Consider the following 21311-nt stretch of genomic DNA (forward strand, 5'->3'; position numbering starts at 1 on the left):
TCAGGCAGGCAGATTATCGATGTGCACAGGCGCCTCGCCGGCAGGCGTGGTCAGTTTCAGCACGCGCTGATAAAAATACAGCTCCGCGTCCAGGGTGCGCACGATGTTTTCTGCCTTGCGGAAACCATGGCCTTCGCCTTCCAATGGCACATAGGCTACCGGCACGCCGCGCGCCTTCAAGGCGTCGACCATCAGCTCGGATTGCTGCGGCGGCACTACCTTGTCATCGAGGCCCTGCAGGAAAATCATGGGACGCGACAATTTATCCGTGTGGTGTATCGGTGAGCGCTCGCGGTACAGCACTTCGGCTTGTGGCTGGGAAGCGATCAGGTAATCGGTATAGCGTGCTTCGAACTTGTGCGAATCGAGGTCCAGCCCCTTCAGGTCGGATACGCCGTAATAGCTGGCGCCCACCTTGAACACATCGTGGAAGGTGAGGGCGCACAGGGTGGTGAACCCGCCCGCGCTGCCACCACGGATGATCAGGCGTTCCGGGTCGGCCAGGCCATGGGCGGTCAGGTAGCGTGCGCCGGCGATGCAGTCTTCTACGTCGACGATGCCCCATTGCCCCTTGAGCGCATCGCGGTATTCGCGGCCGAAACCGCTGCTGCCGCCGTAGTTGACGTCCAGCACGCCGATGCCGCGGCTGGTCCAGTACTGCGTCGCCAGTTTCAAGGTGTTGCTGGCCATGCTGGTCGGGCCGCCATGGCTGATGACGATGACAGGAGGCAAGGTGCCCTCGGGCGCCTGCACGTCCACATTGTGCGGCGGGTAAAAGAAGGCGTGCGCCGTGCGGCCGTGATTGCTGGGGAAACTCAGGCTGCGCGGCACGGACAGGTAGTCGAGCGCAGGCAACTCGGTAATCGACTGGGCCAGCACTTCCAGTTCATTGTTCGACAAGTCGATACGGGCCAGTTCCAGCGCGATGGTAGGGCTGCCACCCAGCAAGGCCACAAAGCCCGGTCCCACGCGCAGTTCGCGGATCTCCTGGTACGGGTGGGCAATGGTTTCCAGCTTGGCGCTGCCTATGGTTAATTGCCCCAGGTGGCTGACCCCTTGCTGGATATAGGTGCAGATGATCTCGTCGGACGACAGGAAACCGTACATGGAGCCGCCGAAGGTCCAGTGCGGCGTGGCAAATTCCGCTTCCATCGGGCACAGCGCCTCGATATCGGCGCCATGCAACCGGTATAGATTCCACCAGCCGCTGCTGTCGGAAACAAAGTGCAGCAAGCCATTCGGCGACCATTCCGGCTGGCAAATCGATTCACGCTCGCCACCGGCGATAAGGCGCGGCGAACCCAGGCTGCCATCGGCGTGCACGTCGGCCAGCCACAGCTCCGTGCCTTGCCACGGCAGGCGCGGATGGTCCCAGCTGATCCAGGCCAGCTGGCTGCCATCGGGCGACAAACGCGGCGCCGCATAAAAATCGTGGCCGCGCGCCAGCACCGTTTCGCTGCCATCAAACTGTACGGCGGCCAGGCTGTTTTCAGGATGGGCGTGGCCTAGCTCGGGATGCTGTTCGCGCACGGCGATCAGGCGGCTGCGCGCATGGTCGACGATGAAGTCGGCATGCCGCGTGGTGCCGCCGGCGCTGAACGCTTCGGGCGCACTGTCGCCGGCCTGGCGATACAGGCGGTTATCGGCAAAATGTGAAAAATACACGGTATCGCCATCGACCACGTAGGCACCGCCGCCATATTCATGCACGCGCGTGCGCACATTGAACGGCACCGGTGTCAATTCATCAACCCGCGCGCCGCGCTGGCGCAGCAAGGTATTACGGCCCGCTTCGCTGGCGCGGCCAGCGAGCCAGTAAACATCGCTGCCATCCGCGCCGCCCAGGGCCAGTTGCGTCAGTGGCGAGGCGCCAGCGGCCACCAGCGCGGCGCTGATCGGCGAAGGCCAGGCGCCGTAAGGGGCGGTCGTACGGGATGGGATCGATGTCATGCAGGCTCCGTGTGGTGGTGGGCGAGAACGCCGCCCGGCGGCGTGGTGCAGCGTGGCGGCGTTCATCATCATAATGGAAGGGACGGGACAGTGAAAGCTATTGTCTATGCGGCAAATGCTGCAAACGAGCACTGGAATCAATGATTCAGCATCGATTGGATGCGATAATACTGCTTCTTCAAGCCCGATTGCCCGCTATGCCACAATTTGCTCCGCTCCAGAACGATACTTTCTTGCGCGCCTTGTTGCGCCAGCCGACCGAGCACACGCCCGTGTGGCTGATGCGCCAGGCGGGCCGCTACCTGCCCGAATACCGCGCCACGCGCGAGCGGGCCGGTTCCTTCCTGGGCCTGGCAAAGAACCCCGATTACGCCACCGAAGTCACCTTGCAGCCCCTGGAGCGCTTTCCGCTCGACGCCGCCATCCTGTTTTCCGACATCCTGACGGTGCCTGATGCGATGGGCCTGGGCCTGTATTTCGCCGATGGCGAAGGCCCCAAGTTCGAGCGTCCGCTGCGCACCGAGCAAGACGTCAAAGCCTTGCAAGTGCCGGACCTGGCCTCGCTCGATTACGTTTTTAATGCCGTCACGCAAATCCGCACGGAATTGAACGGCCGCGTGCCGTTGATCGGTTTTTCCGGTAGCCCATGGACTCTGGCTTGTTATATGGTGGAAGGCGGCGGCTCGAAAGAGTTCCATACCATCAAGAAGATGCTGTACAACCGCCCGGACCTGATGCACCACATCCTGGCGATCAACGCCACCTCGGTGGCGCAATACCTGAATGCGCAGATCGATGCCGGCGCGCAAGCCGTGATGATTTTTGATTCCTGGGGCGGTGCGCTGGCCGATGGCGCCTACCAGGAATTTTCGCTGGCCTATATGCAGCAAGTGGTGGCGCAATTGAAACGCGACAAGGATGGCGTGAAGATTCCCGCCATCGTATTTACCAAGGGTGGTGGCCAGTGGATCGAGCAGATCGCCGACATCGGCGCCGACGCCGTGGGTCTGGACTGGACAGTCAACCTGACACGTGCGCGCCAGCTGGTGGGCCATAAAGTCGGTTTGCAGGGCAACCTCGACCCTGCCATCCTGTTCGCCAGCCCGGACCAGATCCGCGCCGAAGTGGCTAAAGTGCTCAACGCCTTTGGTGCGCCAGCGGAAGGCAACGGCCACGTATTCAACCTGGGCCACGGTATTTCCCAGTTTACGCCGCCGGAATCGGTGGCCGCCATGGTCGAGGCCGTGCACAGCATGAGCCGCGCCATGCGCAGTGGCCAGGCAGTGGCCAAATAAGCAAGCCGTTCAGCACGGGCGCCGGCGGCGCCCGGCGATGCCAAGGCAGGTTTTCCCTCGGGAAGCCTGCTTTTTTATTTGGCACTGCAACATGCAAGGGCGACTTATGCACAATTTTTTTTACTGCGGAAATAATAGGCAGTGAAAAATCCTAGCCCGGGGAGGTGTTGCAAGTGTTTGATTTGTAAGGCGTAATTTTTTATTGTCCGGGCATGTCCGGCGGTATCTGGCAAGGTTGTTCTCCGGGCTAGATGCCTTATTCCTTCCTTGTCCACAAAGTTATCAACAGATTCTGTGGATAAAAAAGAAAAGTATTTTGTTAACCGGCACTTAGCGTCACTGTTAAGGTTTCACTTGAGGTTTATGTTGCATTGCATGATGATTTTGGCAAGCTTTTGCTTTCCATAGTTGCAATCGATTGCCGTCATTATGGCGTAAAAATTTTTAAGAATAGTTCAGTTATGCACAGAAGCCGGCAGAGTCCAGTTATTTTTCCTCTCCGGGGAGTGGATTTTCAAGTGACTGATTTTAAAGGCTTAATTTTTATTTCGTGCCCCCCTTGACGCGGATGAAAATTTTATATCCACATTATTCTGGAAGTTAATTTTGCTTTGTCCACAAAGTTATCCACAGAATTATCTTCAGGCGGCGGGTGGCCTGTTTTTCCCCGGCGCAGCTGCCAGCACGCGTACTTGGGTATTCGATGGATAGACCAAGTATCATGGCCGGCTGGCGCGTGGACCGTGGCATCGCCGTGCGCGATTTTTTTATCAAGATAGGCAAGACTCATGACGCAGGGCATATTCAGGCAGTGCATCCTTCAAATCGCGCTCGATACGCCCCTGAACGCCGTGTTCGACTATCGTTGGCGTAGCGACGGTGATGCGCCGCTGCCGCAGGTGGGCCAGCTGGCGCTGCTGCCGTTTGGCCGCCGCGAAGTGGCCGGACTGATCGTCGGCATCGCCGATAGCACGGATGTGCCCGATGCAAAGCTGAAGGAGGTGCTGGCCGTGCGCTCGCAGCTGGCGCCGCTGTCGCGCGAATGGCTGGCGCTGGCTGCCTTTGCCGCCGATTATTATCAGCGTCCGCTCGGTGAAGTCGCCTTGCCCGGATTGCCGAAAAACTTGCGCGTCCTGACCACCGTGGCGCTGGACCGCGCCATCAAGAAGCTGGCCAAGTTGCCCGACACCCATGACGGCACGCCCTTGAACATGCCGGCCCTGAACCCGGCCCAGCAGGAAGCGGCTGACGCCATCGGTGGCGCGCAGGGGTTCAAGCCGACCTTGCTGTATGGCGTGACGGGCAGCGGCAAGACGGAAGTCTATCTGCAAGCCTGCGCACAGGTGCTGGCGCGCGAAGACGCCGCGCAGATCCTGATCCTGGTGCCGGAAATTAACCTCACGCCCCAGCTGGAAGGCAATATACGCGCACGTTTTCCCGGCGTCATGCTCGCTACCTTGCACAGCAGCCTGTCGGAAGGCGAACGCATGCTGCACTGGCTTGCCGCGCACCAGGGCCAGGCGCGCATCGTGCTGGGCACGCGCCTGGCCGTGCTGGCTTCCTTGCCGAAATTAAAATTGATCGTGATCGACGAAGAACACGATCCTTCCTACAAGCAGCAGGAAGGCTTGCGTTATTCGGCGCGCGATCTGGCCGTGTGGCGCGCCTGGCAATTGCAGATTCCTATCGTGCTTGGTTCGGCCACGCCGTCGCTGGAAAGCTGGCACCACGCGCAGACAGGACGCTACCGCAAGCTGGAATTGCGCGAACGGGCCGTCAAAAATGCCGTCTTGCCACGCGTAAAAGTGCTCGACATGGAGCGCGACAAGCCGAAAGACGGCCTCACGTCGCACCTGGTGGCAGCCCTGAAGTTGCGCATGGAACGCGGCGAGCAATCGCTGCTGTTTTTGAACCGGCGCGGCTACTCTCCCGTGATCTGCTGCGAATCGTGCGGCTGGATCAGCAATTGCACGCGCTGTACCTCGTTCATGGTGCTGCACAAGCCCGAGCACCGTTTACGCTGCCATCATTGCAGCCTGGAATTGCGGATTCCCCGTCATTGCCCTACTTGCGGCAACGTCGATCTGCAGCCGCTGGGACGCGGTACGCAGCGGGTGGAAGAGGGGCTGCAGCAACTGTTTCCCGAAGCGCGCATCCTGCGCATCGACGCCGATTCCACGCGCAAGAAGGGCAGCGCGCAAGAGGCCTTCGACACCGTGCACCGCGGCGAAGTCGATATCCTGATCGGCACGCAAATGGTGGCCAAGGGCCACGATTTTAAAAAACTGACCTTGGTGGGAATTTTGAATCCCGATACGGCCCTGTTTTCACAGGATTACCGGGCCAGCGAGCGTTTGTTTGCGCAGCTGATGCAGGTGGCGGGCCGGGCTGGCCGCGCCGCGCAGACGGAAGGCGGCAGCGTTAGCGAAGTGCTGATACAGACGCGCTATGCGCGCCATCCGCTGTACGACGCCGTGGTCAACCACGATTACGATCATTTCGCCACCAGCCTGCTGGAAGAACGGGCCCAGGCAGCGCTGCCGCCGTATCTGTTCCAGGCCCTGCTGCGCGCCGAAGCGCCGGAACTGGCCACCGCCATCGAGTTCTTGCAGGCGGCCAAGGATTGCATGGTCCATCCGCAGATCACCATCAATGATCCGATTCCGATGAGCATGACGCGCGTCTACAATGTGGACCGTGCCCAGCTGCTATTGGAGTCCGCTTCCCGGCCGGCGCTGCAAGCGTTCCTGAAAGAATGGCTGACGGTGCTGCGGGCCATGAAGACGCGCGTGAAATGGTCGCTGGAAGTCGATCCGCTCGATATTTAATCAGTCCAGATAATCGCGGCCAGCCTTGATGATCTGTTCCGACAGCAACTTGGTAAATGGCGTATCGAGCGCCCAGGCATGCCAGCTCAGGGGCAGGTCCAGCGTACGTCCCGGCAGCAAGTTCACCAGCCTGTCCGTGGCCAGCGCCTGCGCGGCCAGCCGCTGCGGCATCAAGCCATAGGCCAGGTTATTCTGGAGGCAGGCCCGGCGCGCGCTTTCCACCGGCAAGGTGTGATGCGGGAAGGGCTCGCGCATGCCCAGTTGTTCGCTGAGGAAACGCGCCAGCAAGCCATGCTGGCCCACCACGGCTGGCGCCAGCAATACCGCCTCGCGCGAAAAACCATCACCGAACCAGTGCCCCGCAAATACGGGCGTTGCTACGCAGACATACGACAAGGTGCCCAGCGGCGTCACGCTGGTAGCCGCCGCGGCATCGGCTGGCGTGCTGGCCGCCGCCACGCAGCCAAACACGCTACCGTCGCGCACCATTTGCAGGGCGGCATCGCTGTCGGCCAGGCGCACGTCGAGCTGGCAGCGGGGCGGCGCCAGCAGCGCGGGCAAGGTGTCGGGGAACCAGGTAGCCAGGCTGTCGGCATCGATGGCGATGGCGATTTCCGGCATGCTGACGCTATTGCCCAGGTCGATATCGAGCGATGCTTCCATCAATTTCACGTTGCGGTGATGCACGATCAGGCGTTGGCCCAGACCCGTCGGCACGGCCGGCTGGCCACGGATGATCAGCAAGCGCCCGCTGGCGTCTTCCAGCGCCTTGATGCGCTGCGAGACGGCGGACTGGGTGATGCCCAAAGCCAGGGCGGCCTTGTCGAAACTGCCATGGCTGGCAACGGCGTCCAGCACGGCCAGCGCGCGATAATCGAGTGATCCCATTAGCGGTGCTTATAAATTTTGAGAATGATTAGTAATACTAATGCATGTGTTGCCGTAAAGTAAAACCTTATTTTCGGCAAAAGAGTAGTATCGATGCTCGCAAACACACCAACACAGCGGGATGGGCAGAGACATGAAGACGATACAAGTGGATGTGGCCGTGATCGGCGGCGGTACGGCAGGCATGACGGCCCACAGGGCGGCGCGCCTCGATGGCAAGCGTGTGGTGATGATAGAAAGCGGCCCCTACGGCACGACCTGCGCGCGCGTGGGCTGCATGCCCAGTAAATTACTGATCGCCGCCGCTGAAGCGGCACATGCGGTGGCAGCCGCGCCCGCGTTTGGCGTATATCCTGGCCCCGCACGTATCGATGGCAAGCAGGTGATGGCACGCGTGCGTAGCGAGCGCGACCGCTTTGTCGGCTTCGTGCTCGAAGGGGTCGAAGCGATTCCCGATGTTGAAAAACTGCAGGGCCATGCGCGCTTCCTTGCGCCAAACAAATTGCAGGTGGATCAACATACCATCGTCGAAGCGGGCAGCGTGGTGATCGCTACCGGTTCCACGCCCATCGTGCCGCCCGAATGGCAGGTCGCGGGCGAGCGCGTGATCAACAGCGACGCCGTGTTCGACTGGACTGATTTGCCCGCTTCGGTGGCGGTAGTGGGCAGTGGCGTGATCGGCCTGGAACTGGGCCAGGCGCTGGCCCGACTGGGCGTGCGCGTGACGGTGTTTGCGCGCGGGAGCAAGCTGGCGCAATTGACTGATCCGCTGGTCTTGCAGGAAGCAGCCACGGTGCTGGCAAAAGAACTCGACATCCGCTTCCAGACCAGCGTGGCCAAGGTGGAAAAGGCGTCAGACGGCATCGGCGTGCTGGTCACCAGCCGCGATGGCGAGGGGCAGGAAAAAACCGAGTCTTTCGAGTACTTGCTGGCCGCCATCGGGCGTAGCCCGAATGTGCACAATATTGGCCTGGAAAAGGCGCAGATTGAGCTCGACCGTCATGGCATCCCCGTGTATGACAAGCACACCATGCAATGCGGCACTAGTTCGATTTTCATCGCCGGGGATGCCGACAACGAGCTGCCGCTGTTGCCGGAAGCGGCCGACGAGGGGCGCATCGCGGGCGACAATGCAGCGCGTTATCCGCAAGTGACGCCGGGCCTGCGGCGCACGCCGCTGGCGATTGCTTTCAGCGAGCCGCAGATCGCTACCGTGGGCGCCACTTACCAGCAATTGTCGATCAGCCATTCGGGCCACTTTGCCATGGGCAGCGTGTCATTCAGCAACCAGGGCCGCAGCCGCGTGATGCTGCAAAACCAGGGGCTGCTGCGCGTCTACGCGGAGTTCGGCAGCAAGCGTTTCCTGGGCGCCGAGATGATCGGTCCGCGTGCTGAAAACCTCGGTCATTTGCTGGCGTGGGCTTGTCAGGCAGAACTGACGGTACCCGCCATGCTCGACATGCCGTTTTACCACCCCGTCATCGAAGAAGGCGTACGTACTGCGCTGCGCACGCTGGTGGTACATCTCGATACGGAACCTGAGCATGTGGCTGACTGTGCCGATTGCACGCCGGGACCTTGATGATTGCTCGTCGTTTAAGTTTCCAGTGTCGTTGTATTAATGGTAATTTATTTGTGTAAATAGCCAGTGCACAGTTGTTTTTGTTGTCAAAAATACTTACTATTATTTACAGAAATACGATTACCATGGATGGCAAATATCTGCGCGCTTGCGCTAGTTTTCCGTTTTTCAGACATAGGCTATGACTACAATCTCATTGGAGCTTAGCGATGAAAAAACTGATCTGCCTGATAGTGTTGCTGGCCGCTACCGTATCGGCCAAGGCCACTTCGTTTCCCTACCCCGAGTATTATATCTACACAGCATTTAATACCAACCACAGTGGCTTGGGGGCATTAGCCAGCCCGGGCCAGCTCACCGATACGTTTTCCACCAAGTCTGGCCCGGGATGGTTGAATTTCCAGCTTCAGGGTTATGGGACGCTGGACGGCGACGGGAATGGATATACCGATGTTTTCAGCTTGCAGGTCAATGGAGTCACCGTGTTGTCGGGTAGCTGGGACCTGGGTGGCGGTGGCAATAATGTGTTTTACTTTAATCCGTACAATGCCACTGTGAATGCCGTGTCGAACGGCCGTGGCGCAGGTGGCACGGCCGATTTCAGTCTTCCTATCCAGTTCGTTTATGGCACTAATTCGATCACGTTTTCCTACGCGGGCAATGCGCAGGGCCTGGGCGACGAGGGTTGGGGTATCAACGAGGTACAAGTAGCAGTGATACCCGAACCTGAAACCTATGCCATGCTGCTGGCCGGCCTGGGCTTGCTGGGCTTCATGACACGCCGCAAATCAGGCAGGCAAGTTGCCTGATGCAGGCTTAGCTGAGCAAATTAATTGAGCAAATCCGTATCCAGGCGGCCCTCGGCCGCCAGTTCACGCAAGATACGTACCGTATCGATATCCGATTCCTGATAGGCAGAGCGGCGGAATTCATCGTACATGGCGTTGGCCGCATCGGTGGCGGCGTCGTGGCCATCGTCGTACTGGAACCGTACCCACAGGCTTGCTTCATCAGGCATCTCGATCGTCATGACCAGCGACGAAGCGCTGATATCTTTCTGCGCCGCTACTTCATAGCGCACCTGCATCTGCGGCACCAGGATCACCTTGTCTTCGATCACCAGTTCGCCGTAGCGCAGGCGGCGCGAAAAGCCGCTGCCGCCCCGCTCGCTGATCTGGCACTCGTCCAGATGCGGCACGAACAGCTTTGGCGATTCCGCGCGCAGCACCAGGCCGCGCCAGACTTGCTCCAGGCTCAGGGTGTCGATCAGCGGATTGAGTGGATCGTTGATTTCTATCAGGTGTTCAAATTTCATAGGGCTGCCATTTGGTAAGTTGGAACGCAGGGGCGATATAGGCGGAATGGTACTCCAGGCCAGGCTTTGCCGCACAGATGCAATCGGCCAAGATGATGGCAATGCGTTATTTATCAATACCATTGCCCTCTTTTTGGGCGCAGCCCAGACTGCAAATAGCATGCACGAGACTGTTACAATGGGCTGCTGTTCCCTCCGGAAATACCCTGATGTCCAAAGCGCCACAATTCGGTCTTAACGTTCCCCAAAGCGAAGCGGTTACCTATCTCGACGGCCCGTGTCTGGTGCTGGCGGGTGCTGGCTCGGGCAAGACGCGGGTGATCACGCAAAAGATCGCCCACCTGATCGAAGACCGGGGCTACGACCCGCGCACCATCGCTGCGTTGACGTTCACCAACAAGGCAGCGCTGGAAATGCAGGAACGCATCGCCAAACTGTTAAAACAGCCACGGCAAGCCAAGCAATTGACGGTGTCCACTTTCCATTCACTGGGCGTGAAGATTTTGCGCCAGGAAGCCAATGGCGTGGGGCTGAAAGACCGCTTTTCCATCATGGATAGCGACGATTGTTTTTCGCTGGTGCAAGACCTGGCCATCACCACCGATAAACAGATCATCCGCCAGATCCAGACCGCCATGTCGCTGTGGAAAAATGGCTTGATCGACCCGGATACGGCGCTGGCGCAAGCCAAGGATGAGGACGAGGCCAATGCGGCGCGCATCTATCGCAGCTATGTGGCCACCTTGTCCGCCTACCAGGCCGTCGATTTCGATGACTTGATCCGTCTGCCGGTGGAATTGTTCCGCAACAACGGCGCCGTGCGCGACAAGTGGCAGCGCCGCTTGCGCTACCTGCTGGTCGATGAATACCAGGATACGAACACGTGCCAGTATGAACTGGTGAAACTGATGGTGACCGGCATCGGTAAAAAGCCGATGTTTACGGCCGTGGGTGACGACGACCAGGCGATCTATGCCTGGCGCGGCGCCACCGTGGAAAACCTGAAAACGCTGGAGACGGACTTCCCCGATTTGCGCGTCATCAAGCTCGAGCAGAATTACCGCTCCACCATGCGCATCCTGAACGCGGCCAATGCCGTCATCGGCAACAACCCGAAGCTGTTTGAAAAGTCGCTGTGGTCCGAACATGGCCTGGGCGAGCCGATCAAGGTGCTGGGCATGCAGACCGACGAGCAGGAAGCGGAACAGGTCGCCATCATGATTTCGGCCGACCATTTCGAGCGCAAGAACAAATTTTCCGATTACGCGATTCTGTACCGGGGCAACCACCAGGCCCGCATCATCGAGCAGTGTTTGCGCAAGGAACGTATTCCGTACACGATTTCCGGTGGCCAGAGTTTCTTCGACAAGGCCGAGATCAAGGACATCATCAGCTATTTGCGCCTGCTGGCCAATGAAGACGACGACCCGGCTTTTATTCGCGCCGTGACCACGCCGCGCCGTGGTGTGGGCCAATCGACCCTGGAAGTGCTGGGCGCGTTTTCAGGCCAGTGGCAGTGTTCGCTGTTCCAGGCCGTGTTCAAGGGGGGCATCGAAGCCAAGCTGACGGACCGCCAGCTGGGTCCGTTGCGCGATTTCTGCAACTTCATCAATGACCTGGAGTCGCGCGCCAGCCGTCCGGGTCCGGCCGGCAGCGGTGATAACGCGGCTGAAGTGCTGGACGACATGATGAAGGAAATCCATTACGAATCGTATCTCTACGACGCGTTTGAAGAACGGCAGGCGCAAAGCAAATGGCAAAACGTACTGGAATTCGTCAACTGGCTGAAGGATCGTGGCCGTGGCGGCAAGGAGCGTGACGGCGAAGAAAAAAACGTGCTGGAACTGACGCAGATGGTGGCCCTGATGACCATGCTGGAGGGCAAGGATGAAGAGCAGGACGCGGTGCGCATGTCCACCTTGCACGCGTCGAAAGGCCTGGAGTTTCCGCACGTATTTTTGGTCGGCGTGGAAGAGGGCATCTTGCCGCACAAGGGCGATGCCGATGCACCAGCTGAAACGATGGGCGCGCGCATCCAGGAAGAGCGCCGTTTGATGTACGTCGGTATTACGCGCGCCCAGCGCACCTTGCACGTCAGCTGGTGCAAGAAGCGCAAGCGGGCCGGCGAACAAGTCCATTGCGATCCGTCGCGTTTTATCAAGGAAATGGAGCTCGACGTGGGCGACGCCGTGCCGACGGAAGCGGAAGTGATTTCACCGAAGGAGCGATTGGCCCGTATGAAAGCCTTGTTGAATACGCCCAAGGCATAAGCTCAGATTGCCCCGCTCTCATGCTGGGGTTTGGGCACGATGGCAAACTGCATGCCCAGTGCATCGAGCAGGCTGAGGATGGTTTCGAAGCGTGGTTTGCTACCTGCGCGCAAGGCTTTATACGCGCCTTCCCGCGTGATATCGGCTTGCGCAGCCACCTTGCCCATGCCGTAGGCGCGCACCACGTCGCTCATCGCCGCGCGGAACAGATCGGCATTGCCGGTGGCCACGATTTCACTCATGTAGGCGGCCACCGCTTCCTTGCTGCTCAGGTGTTGGGTGGGGTCGAAGGGGGTGAGCCCCAGCGCTTCGAGATCGTCCAGGTCGAAGCTGTCGCTGTTGAGGGAAGAATTCATTTTTTACGCACTCCTGGTGAGTTGCCCGCTGCTGCCTTGTGTTTGCGGATGGCTGCTTGCCGGGCTTTCAGTTCTTTCAGTATCGCCTGGGCTTTTTTGATGTCGCGCTGCTGGCTCGACTTGTCTCCGCCAAGTAGCAGCAAGATCAAGGTTCCCAGATTGGTTTCGTGAAAATACACGCGCCATCCGGGCCCCGTCTGTAAAAAGCGCAATTCGCACACGCCTGCACCTACTGCACTCCAATCGCCTTTTTACCGTGCTGCAAGTTCTTGATGCGGGCGTCGATGGCGGCTGCCGCCACGTCATGCAGCTTATCTTCCCAGCGGCGATATTCGGCGGTCTTGCGCGTGTCGATCAGGGACAGCGCAGGCGGCGCTGCTTCAATTGGAACAGTTGGCGTATCCATTGTAATCGTTTGTTCTCATGCATCAAGCGGTTTTATCCGTGATTGAAGCGAGAATAGCGAACAATGGCAGCCTATTTGCGGTAAAGCGCATGCTGTTTGACCTGCCTCGCAAGTGCGGGCGGTAAAATGCGTCTTTGATGCCAGGAATCATCGTGAGTACTATGGAAAATGCAGAACAGATGGAAGTGCGCTTTGTCGATATCGAAATCAAGCTGGCGCAGCAGGAAGACCTGGTCGAATCCTTGAACCAGATGGTGTATCAGCAAGGGCGCCGCATCGACCAGCTGGAAACCATGCTGCACAAGCTGGGTGAACATGTGCGCGATGGCGCGCAGCAAGCCAATGGCGGAGTGGTCAACGAGCGCCCGCCGCATTATTGAACAGATGTTTTGATACGTAGTAGATGAAAACCGTTCATCAGCGCAGGCTTCGATACCATCGGTAGTTGCGAGTGACGCAAGAGTGTCATGCTGTTATGATTTCAAGTTGGCCCGCGACACAATCGCGGCTCTCTTGCGCTCTTTGAAAGAAGTCATGACCCGTCCAACCCTGCTCGTCATCGCCGCCAGCCTGATGCTGGCGCCAGCCGCTTTTGCCGCCACCAACGCGCCAGTCACTGCCTCGAGCACTGTCGTAGCGGCAGCCTTGCCTGCCTCGAATCCATTTGCGCAAGTGAGCGCGCTGCCCTTCCATTACCCGCCGTTCGACAAGGTGCAGGACGCCGATTACGCACCCGCCTTTACGGCCGGCATGGCTGCGCATCTGGCAGAAATCAATGCCATCGCCAACAATCCCAAGGCAGCCACGTTTGACAACACCATCGTTGCCATGGAACGCTCGGGCCAGTTGCTGGGCCGCGTGCGCACCGTGTTTTCGGTGATGTCCGGTTCCAACACGAATGACACCATCCAGGGCCTGGAACGCGAGCTGGCGCCAAAAATGGCCGCCCACAGCGATGCGATCATGCTCAACGATAAATTGTTCCAGCGCATCAATACCCTGTACGCCAAGCGCGACAAGCTGGGCCTGGATGCGGAATCGAAACGCTTGCTGGAACGCTACCACACCGATTTCGTGCGCGCGGGCGCCAAGCTGTCAGCTGCCGACAAGGACAAGCTGAAATCGTACAACGGCCAGCTGGCGGCCCTGTCGACCAAGTTCGCACAGAATGTGTTGAAAGAATTGAACGCCTCGGCCATCGTGGTCGATACGCGCGAAGAGCTCGATGGCTTGTCGCCAGCGGCGATCGATGTGGCGGCGGGCTTAGCCAAGCAGCGCGGCCTGGAAGGCAAATATGTGATCGCGCTGGTCAACACCACGGGCCAGGCGCCGCTGTCCTTGCTGACCAATCGTGCCTTGCGCGAGCGCATCATGGCCGCGTCGCAAGCGCGCGGCAGCCATGGCGGCGAGTTCGACAACCGGCAAGTGGTGCTGGACCTGGCGCGCCTGCGAGCCGAACGTGCCACCCTGATGGGCTACCCGAACTACGCCGCGTATTCGCTGGAAGACCAGACGGCCAAAACCACCACCGCCGTGAACGCCTTGCTGGGCGAACTGGCCAAGCCGGCCGTCGACAATGCGCGCCGCGAAGCGGGCGATATCCAGAAAGTCATCGATGCGGAAAAAGGCGGCTTCAAGGTCGCCGCCAGCGACTGGGCCTTCTATAGCGACAAGGTGCGCACCGAGCGCTACAGCTTTGACGAGAGCCAGCTGAAACCGTATTTCGAAATGCACAGCGTACTGACCAAGGGCGTTTTCTTTGCCGCCGGCAAGCTGTATGGCTTGACCTTCAAGCAACGCACCGACTTGCCTGTCTACAATGCCGACATGCTGGTCTACGATGTGTTCAACGAAGACGGCACGCAACTGGCCATCTTCACGCTGGACCCTTATGCGCGCGGCAACAAGCGCGGTGGCGCCTGGGCGAATGCCTATGTCAGTCAATCGGCCTTGCTGGGCAACAAGCCGGTGATCGCCAATAACCTGAACATTCCGAAGCCGGAAGCGGGCCAGCCTACCCTGATGACGTTTGACGAAGTCAACACCATGTTCCACGAATTCGGCCATGCGCTGCACGGCATGTTCTCGAACGTGAAATATCCGCGTTTCTCGGGTACCAGCGTGCCGCGCGACTTCGTGGAATACCCATCGCAAGTCAATGAAATGTGGGCCCTGTGGCCGGAAGTGCTGCAAAACTACGCCAAGCACTACCAGACCGGTGCGCCGATTCCTGCTGAATTGCTGGCGAAAATCACGGCAGCCGACAATTTCAACCAGGGTTACAAGACTACCGAATACCTGGCGTCGGCCCTGCTGGACCAGCGCTGGCATCAGCTGACCCCGGCCCAGATCCCGACCGATGTGCTGGCGTTTGAAAAGACGGCCTTGACGGATGCGGGTATCGATTACGCGCCAGCGCCACCGCGCTACCGCACCACGTATTTTTCGCACGCGTTTGCGGGCGGTTATTCGGCCGGTTACTACGCCTATCTGTGGTCGGAAAAACTGGACGCTGATACGGTTGAGTGGTTCAAGGAAAACGGTGGCCTGACGCGCAAGAATGGCGACTGGTTCCGTGCCAAGCTGCTATCGCGCGGCGGCAGCGCCGATGCGCTGGACATCTACCGCAACTTCCGCGGCCGCGATGCACAGATCGAACCGTTGCTGAAACGCCGTGGCCTGAACGTGAAATAAGTAGTAGGTAAATACTTAAGTAAGTGCTTGAATGATAATCTCGGGATGATTTGCCGGGTTTATCAAAAAACGGTCGCTCTTGTCTGGCGGCCGTTTTTATTTGGTAAATCGTTTTCAAAACCGTTGAAAAACGCTCAGTGCAAGCCACTTGCAGCTGTTCAGTGACTCCGATGTTTCATGCTGATATGATTTGACGCTTGGTCCGCAGCACAGTTGTCTGTGGTTCTACCCCGCTCCCAGAGAAAGATTTTATGACCCGTCCTAAATTGCTCGTCATTGCTGCCAGCCTGATGCTGGCTCAAGTTGCCTATGCCGCAACGCCTGCAGCCGCAACGGCGAATGCACCGACCAGCGCCGCGTTTTCGGCCTCGAACCCGTTCTTCAAGGCAAGCCCGCTGCCGTTCCAGATGCCGCAATTTGGTCTGATCAAGAACGAACATTATCTGCCAGCGTTTCTGGAAGGCATGAAGCGCCAGACGGCTGAAGTGAACCACATCGCCAACAATCCCAAGCCAGCCACCTTCGACAATACCATCGTGGCGCTGGAGCGCAGCGGCCAGTTGCTGCACCGCGTGAACAGCATCTTCAGCAATATGGCAGGCGCCAACACGAATGACGAGATCGACAAGATCAACGTGGAAATTTCGCCGAAACTGGCCGCCCACGACGACAGCATCCACCTGAACGCCAAGCTGTTTGCGCGTATCGAAGCCCTGTACGACCAGCGCGACAAGCTGGGCCTGGACGCTGAATCGGTACGCCTGCTGGAACGCTACCATACCGACTTCGTCCGCGCCGGCGCCAAGCTGTCGGCGGCCGACCAGGAAAAGCTGAAAGCCTATAACGGCGAACTGGCTGCCCTGCAAACCACCTTCCTGCAAAACGTCTTGAAAGAAGCCAACGCCAAGGGCCTGGTCGTCGATACCCGCGCTGAACTGGACGGCATGACGGCCAGCGACATCGATACGGCTGCCGCCGAAGCGAAAAAACGCGGCCTCGATGGCAAATTTGTGATCGCGCTGACCAACACCTCGGGCCAGGCGCCATTGGCTGTGCTGACCAACCGCAATACCCGCACTCGCTTGATGCAAGCCTCGCTGAACCGTGGCATCCAGGGCGGCGAATTCGACAACCGCGGCGTGGTCCTGAAACTGGCCAAGCTGCGCGCCGACCGTGCCGCTTTGCTGGGCTACCCGAACTATGCTGCCTACTCGCTGGAAGATGAAACCATCAAGAACACGCAGACCGTCAACACCCTGCTGTCCGAACTGGCCAAGCCAGCCGTTGCCAATGCGCACCGCGAAGCAGCCGATCTGCAAAAACTGGTCGACGCCGACAAGGGCGGTTTCCAGGTTGAAGCGCAAGACTGGGCGATCTACACGGACAAGCTTCGCGCCGAGCGTTTCCACTTTGATGAAAATCAGCTGAAGCCATATCTGGAACTGAACAACGTGCTGACCAACGGCGTGTTCTTCGCTGCCAACAAGCTGTACGGCATTACTTTCAAGGAACGCAAGGATTTGCCGGTCTACAACCCGGACGTGCGCGTGTATGACGTATTCGACGCCAACGGCAAGCCGCTGGCCATCTTCCTGGAAGACTTCTATGCGCGCGGCAACAAGCAAGGCGGCGCCTGGATGAATGAATATGTGTCGCAATCGAGCTTGCTGGGCACCCACCCGGTAATCGCCAACCAGCTGAACATTCCAAAACCACCGGCTGGCCAGCCTACCTTGCTGACCTTCGATGAAGTGACCACCATGTTCCACGAATTCGGCCATGCGCTGCACGGCATGTTCTCGAACGTGAAATACCCATACTTCTCCGGTACCAACGTGCCGCGCGACTTCGTGGAATATCCATCGCAATTCAATGAAACCTGGGCTGTGTGGCCAGAAGTACTGCAAAACTACGCCAAGCATTACCAGACTGGCGCGCCGATGCCGCAAGACTTGCTCGACAAGGTCAAGGCTGCGAAGAAATTCAACCAGGGCTTCATGACGACGGAATACATCGCTGCAGCCTTGCTGGATCAGCGCTGGCACCAGCTGAGCCCGTCGCAAATCCCGACCGACGTGGTGGCGTTTGAAGCAGCTGCCCTGAAAGACGCGGGCGTCGATTTCCCGCCGGTGCCACCGCGCTACCGCACGACGTATTTCTCGCACAGCTTCAATGGCGAATATTCGGCTGCGTACTACGCTTACCTGTGGTCCGAAAAACTGGACGCCGATACGGCTGAGTGGTTCAAGGAAAACGGCGGCCTGACGCGCAAGAACGGCGACTGGTTCCGTAGCCAGCTGTTGTCGCGCGGCGGCAGCGTCGATGCGCTGCAGTTGTACCGCAACTTCCGCGGCCGTGACGCCAAGATCGAACCGCTGCTGGAAAGCCGTGGCTTGAACACCAAGTAAGCAGATTCATCGTTACGCTTGCGCTGCGTTGTCCAGCGCTCGCAAGCGTAACGTACCAGGACGCCAAAATTGGGTAAGATGCATAGTAGCTAGTAAGCAGACAGGTAGCAGAGAGAAAACATGAGTCAGCAAGATTTGAATGGCGTCACCCTGGAAGCCATCGTGACGCGCCTGCAAGCCCATTATGGCTGGGATGGCCTGGGCAAGCGGATCGATATCAATTGCTTTATCAGCGATCCCAGCATCAAGTCTAGCCTGAAGTTTTTACGCAAGACGCCGTGGGCCAGGAGCAAGGTAGAACAGTTGTACCTGGACACGCAATTTACCGACTGACAGGAAGAGACATGGACAGCAAACTCAAGGAATCGTTACAACAGCTGCACTCGAGCATCGAGACCGGCGGCCCCGTCGATGAAGAATTGCATGGTTTGCTGCAGAAACTCGATGGCGACATCCAGCTGCTGCTGGCAAAACGCGCGGCGCAGGAACAACTGGCCGGCCTGGAAGAGTCGACCACCTACGGCCTGGCCGAACGCAGCCAGGAATTGTCGGCCAAGTTTGCCGTGAAGCATCCGAAGCTGGAACCAGCCTTGCGTGAGCTGGGTGAAATTCTGGCTAACATGGGCATTTGAGCACCTTGTCAAAAAAGCCTGGGTCTGACGCGATATGTCAGACTCATGCTCCCAAGTAATTGAAAATAAAACGTTTTTTTCGCTGAAATACGACAGTGAAAATCCGGTCGCCAGGCTGGATGTAGTCAATTCCGGTACAATCCGTACCCTATGAGCTCCCCTACCAATTTATTTGCGACCGTTCCCAAGCGGTCTGCCCGCGCTGCCGTTGCGCCATTCTTACCCATGTCACGCGCCGAAATGGATGCGCTGGGCTGGGATGTGTGCGACATCGTCCTCGTCACCGGCGACGCCTATATCGACCATCCCAGCTTCGGCATGGCCCTGGTCGGCCGCCTGCTCGAAGCGCAGGGTTACCGTGTGGGCATCATCAGCCAGCCCGACTGGCTGTCGGCCGACGCCTTCCGCGTGCTGGGCAAGCCACGTCTGTATTACGGCATTACCGCTGGCAATATGGATTCCATGGTCAACCAGTACACGGCCGACCGCAAGATCCGCTCCGACGATGCCTACACGGCCAATGGGGAACCGAATAAACGCCCGGACCGCGCCGTCACCGTGTACGCCCAGCGCGCGCGTGAAGCGTATCCGGACGTGCCCATCGTCATCGGCAGCATCGAGGCATCGCTGCGCCGCATCGCCCATTACGATTACTGGTCGGACAAGGTCCGCCGTTCCGTCTTGCCCGATTCCAAGGCCGATTTGCTGATCTTCGGCAATGCCGAGCGCGCACTGGTCGACTTGACCCACCGTCTGGCCGCTGGCGAACACATCAAGGATATCCGCGACTTGCGCGGTACGGCTTTCATGGTGCCGTCCGGCTGGCTGCCTGGCGACGACTGGGGCGTGCACAATTCCACCCGCGTGGACGTGCCCGGCAAGATCGACCCGCACTACAGCCCGTATGCGATGGTGCAGGAAGACAAGGCCGCCTGCGCCACGGAAAACGCCTCCAAGTCGGCTGAAGTGATCAAGCCTATCCGCATCATGAGCCGCGAAGAGCGCCTGGCGATGGCCAAGGAAAAACATAACAAGACGGTGGTGCGCCTGCCAGCCTATGATGTCGTCAAGGATGACCCCGTGATGTATGCGCACGCTTCGCGCGTGTTCCATCTGGAATCGAATCCCGGCAATGCGCGCGCCATGGTGCAGGCGCATGGTGAACGTGACGTGTGGCTCAATCCGCCGCCGCTGCCGCTGGCCATGGATGAGATGGATGGCGTGTACGACATGAATTACGCGCGCGCCCCGCACCCAAGCTACGGCAAGGCGCATATCCCGGCCTGGGAAATGATCCGTTTTTCCGTCAACATCATGCGCGGCTGCTTCGGTGGCTGCACCTTCTGCTCGATCACCGAGCATGAAGGCCGCATCATCCAGAGCCGTTCGGAACCATCGATCCTGCGCGAAATCGAGCATATCCGCGATAAAACCAAAGGTTTTACAGGTACCATTTCCGATATGGGCGGTCCGACCGCGAATATGTACCGCCTGGCATGCAAGGACAAAGAGATCGAGGTTTCCTGCCGTCGATTGTCCTGCGTGTATCCATCGATCTGCGTCAACCTGGGTACCGACCATAGCAAGCTGATTTCGCTGTACCGCAAGGCGCGCGCGATTCCTGGCATCAAAAAAGTCTTGATCAGCTCAGGCTTGCGCTACGACCTGGCCGTGCGTTCGCCAGAGTACGTCAAGGAACTGGTCACGCACCACGTCGGTGGCCTCTTGAAGATTGCGCCCGAGCACACGGAAGAGGGCACTTTGTCGAAGATGATGAAGCCCGGCATCGGCGCCTATGATGAATTCAAGGAAATGTTCGATCGTTTCTCGCTGGAAGCAGGCAAGAAGCAATACCTGATCCCGTACTTTATCGCCGCCCATCCGGGCACGACTGACCTGGACATGCTGAACCTGGCCCTGTGGTTGAAGAAAAACAATTTCAAGCTGGACCAGGTGCAAACCTTCATGCCGACGCCGATGGCCATGGCCACCACCATGTATCACTCGCGCAAGAATCCGCTGCGCAAGGTAACAAACGATTCGGAAGCGGTGGAAACAGCACGCAGCGGCAAGATCCGCCGCACCCATAAAGCCTTCCTGCGCTACCAGGACCCGGCCAACTGGCCTATCCTGCGCGAAGCGCTGGTCAACATGGGGCGTGGCGATTTGATCGGCAATGGCGACAAGCATTTGATCCCCGCCTGGACTTCGTCCGAAGCGGGCGGCCTGGCTGCCGGCGAACGCAGCCGCCAGACGCATGGCGCCGGCACGCCGGACAAGTTCAAGGTGACGCCAGGCAAGAACCGTATCGCCCTGGGTGGTACGGCAGCCGCACCGAAGGCCACGGCCGTCGAATCGAAAGTGCGGCCATCGATCCTGTCGACCATCAAGACCAAGGCGAAGCCTGCCGCCGCGCCTGTTGGCCGTGGTAGCAAGCCGCCAGCCAAGGGCGGCACTCCTGCCCGCAGCGGCCGCCGATAAGCGGTCTGATCCTCACCAAACCCGGCCCTGCGCCGGGTTTTTTATTGGCCAACGATCAGCATGATGCTTGACCTTGCAATATGTATTTTGGATTGATCAGTCCAAAAAAATCCAAAGATGGCTATACTAGAGAAAATCATCTTTGGCCTGGTCTAATTGTTTCTACAGGGTATTTTTGCTGCACCGCACCGTCGGTTTCGCTTGCA

17 protein-coding genes are annotated in these 21311 nt (G+C 58.9%); 11 read left to right on the top strand and 6 right to left on the bottom strand.

What is annotated here, in order from left to right; genetic code table 11:
- Nucleotides 1-1950, bottom strand: coding sequence for a dipeptidyl-peptidase 5 (locus tag HDE75_RS25530; RefSeq protein WP_183682596.1), 1950 nt, complete (start codon nt 1948-1950; stop codon nt 1-3).
- A 197-nt stretch (nt 1951-2147) separates the two neighbouring features.
- Between HDE75_RS25530 and hemE the strand changes: the two genes are divergently transcribed.
- Both hemE and HDE75_RS25540 read left to right on the top strand, forming a co-directional pair.
- Complete coding sequence (gene hemE, locus HDE75_RS25535) at nt 2148-3245, top strand: uroporphyrinogen decarboxylase (protein WP_183682598.1); 1098 nt, start codon at nt 2148-2150, stop codon at nt 3243-3245.
- Nucleotides 3246-4033: 788 nt separating this feature from the next.
- Nucleotides 4034-6073, top strand: coding sequence for a primosomal protein N' (locus HDE75_RS25540; protein ID WP_183682601.1), 2040 nt, complete (start codon nt 4034-4036; stop codon nt 6071-6073).
- Here HDE75_RS25540 and HDE75_RS25545 read toward each other — a convergent pair whose 3' ends face one another.
- Nucleotides 6074-6961 (bottom strand): ArgP/LysG family DNA-binding transcriptional regulator, encoded by an 888-nt coding sequence (locus tag HDE75_RS25545; RefSeq protein WP_183682604.1) that lies wholly within the window; start codon nt 6959-6961, stop codon nt 6074-6076.
- A 133-nt stretch (nt 6962-7094) separates the two neighbouring features.
- Here HDE75_RS25545 and HDE75_RS25550 point away from each other — a divergent pair, with 133 nt between their 5' ends.
- The gene (locus tag HDE75_RS25550; RefSeq protein ID WP_183682607.1) at nt 7095-8543 is read left to right on the top strand and encodes a dihydrolipoyl dehydrogenase; all 1449 of its coding nucleotides are present in this window, start codon (nt 7095-7097) and stop codon (nt 8541-8543) included.
- 209 nt (nt 8544-8752) lie between these two features.
- The gene (locus HDE75_RS25555; protein ID WP_183682610.1) at nt 8753-9352 is read left to right on the top strand and encodes an FxDxF family PEP-CTERM protein; all 600 of its coding nucleotides are present in this window, start codon (nt 8753-8755) and stop codon (nt 9350-9352) included.
- A 20-nt stretch (nt 9353-9372) separates the two neighbouring features.
- Here HDE75_RS25555 and HDE75_RS25560 read toward each other — a convergent pair whose 3' ends face one another.
- On the bottom strand, nt 9373-9858 hold the full coding sequence (locus HDE75_RS25560) for an SRPBCC family protein (protein ID WP_183682613.1): 486 nt from the start codon (nt 9856-9858) through the stop codon (nt 9373-9375).
- Between the two features lie 209 nt (nt 9859-10067).
- On the opposite strand from HDE75_RS25560, the gene HDE75_RS25565 reads away from it, so the two are divergent.
- Nucleotides 10068-12128: a UvrD-helicase domain-containing protein gene (locus tag HDE75_RS25565; RefSeq protein ID WP_183682615.1), complete on the top strand. Its 2061-nt coding sequence runs from the start codon at nt 10068-10070 to the stop codon at nt 12126-12128.
- Between the two features lie 2 nt (nt 12129-12130).
- Here the strand turns inward: HDE75_RS25565 and HDE75_RS25570 are convergent, their stop codons facing one another.
- The 3 genes from HDE75_RS25570 to HDE75_RS26625 are packed head-to-tail and all read right to left on the bottom strand — an operon-like array spanning nt 12131 to nt 12890.
- Nucleotides 12131-12484 carry an addiction module antidote protein gene (locus HDE75_RS25570; protein ID WP_183682618.1) on the bottom strand — a complete coding sequence of 118 codons (354 nt, stop codon included), beginning with the start codon at nt 12482-12484 and terminating at the stop codon, nt 12131-12133.
- Nucleotides 12481-12705 (bottom strand): hypothetical protein, encoded by a 225-nt coding sequence (locus tag HDE75_RS26620; protein ID WP_311735164.1) that lies wholly within the window; start codon nt 12703-12705, stop codon nt 12481-12483. The genes HDE75_RS25570 and HDE75_RS26620 overlap by 4 nt, the downstream gene beginning before the upstream one ends.
- Nucleotides 12706-12713: 8 nt before the next feature.
- Entirely contained in the window at nt 12714-12890 is a 177-nt protein-coding gene (locus HDE75_RS26625) for a hypothetical protein (protein ID WP_221292004.1), read from the bottom strand.
- A 161-nt stretch (nt 12891-13051) separates the two neighbouring features.
- Here HDE75_RS26625 and HDE75_RS25580 point away from each other — a divergent pair, with 161 nt between their 5' ends.
- From HDE75_RS25580 to HDE75_RS25605, 6 genes are all read left to right on the top strand, one after another.
- Nucleotides 13052-13270, top strand: a complete 219-nt coding sequence (locus tag HDE75_RS25580) for a SlyX family protein (protein WP_183682711.1) — start codon at nt 13052-13054, stop codon at nt 13268-13270.
- 154 nt (nt 13271-13424) lie between these two features.
- Nucleotides 13425-15584 carry a M3 family metallopeptidase gene (locus HDE75_RS25585; protein ID WP_183682621.1) on the top strand — a complete coding sequence of 720 codons (2160 nt, stop codon included), beginning with the start codon at nt 13425-13427 and terminating at the stop codon, nt 15582-15584.
- Between the two features lie 251 nt (nt 15585-15835).
- Nucleotides 15836-17992 carry a M3 family metallopeptidase gene (locus tag HDE75_RS25590; RefSeq protein WP_183682624.1) on the top strand — a complete coding sequence of 719 codons (2157 nt, stop codon included), beginning with the start codon at nt 15836-15838 and terminating at the stop codon, nt 17990-17992.
- 120 nt (nt 17993-18112) lie between these two features.
- The gene (locus HDE75_RS25595) at nt 18113-18325 is read left to right on the top strand and encodes a VF530 family protein (RefSeq protein ID WP_183682627.1); all 213 of its coding nucleotides are present in this window, start codon (nt 18113-18115) and stop codon (nt 18323-18325) included.
- A gap of 11 nt (nt 18326-18336) precedes the next feature.
- Entirely contained in the window at nt 18337-18624 is a 288-nt protein-coding gene (locus HDE75_RS25600) for a DUF4404 family protein (RefSeq protein ID WP_183682630.1), read from the top strand.
- Between the two features lie 225 nt (nt 18625-18849).
- A complete protein-coding gene (locus HDE75_RS25605; protein ID WP_221292005.1) occupies nt 18850-21105 on the top strand; it encodes a YgiQ family radical SAM protein in 2256 nt (751 codons plus the stop codon).
- Nucleotides 21106-21311 lie beyond the last annotated feature (206 nt).

The organism is Janthinobacterium silvisoli (genome assembly GCF_014200725.1).
In the GTDB taxonomy this organism is placed as follows: domain Bacteria; phylum Pseudomonadota; class Gammaproteobacteria; order Burkholderiales; family Burkholderiaceae_D; genus Janthinobacterium.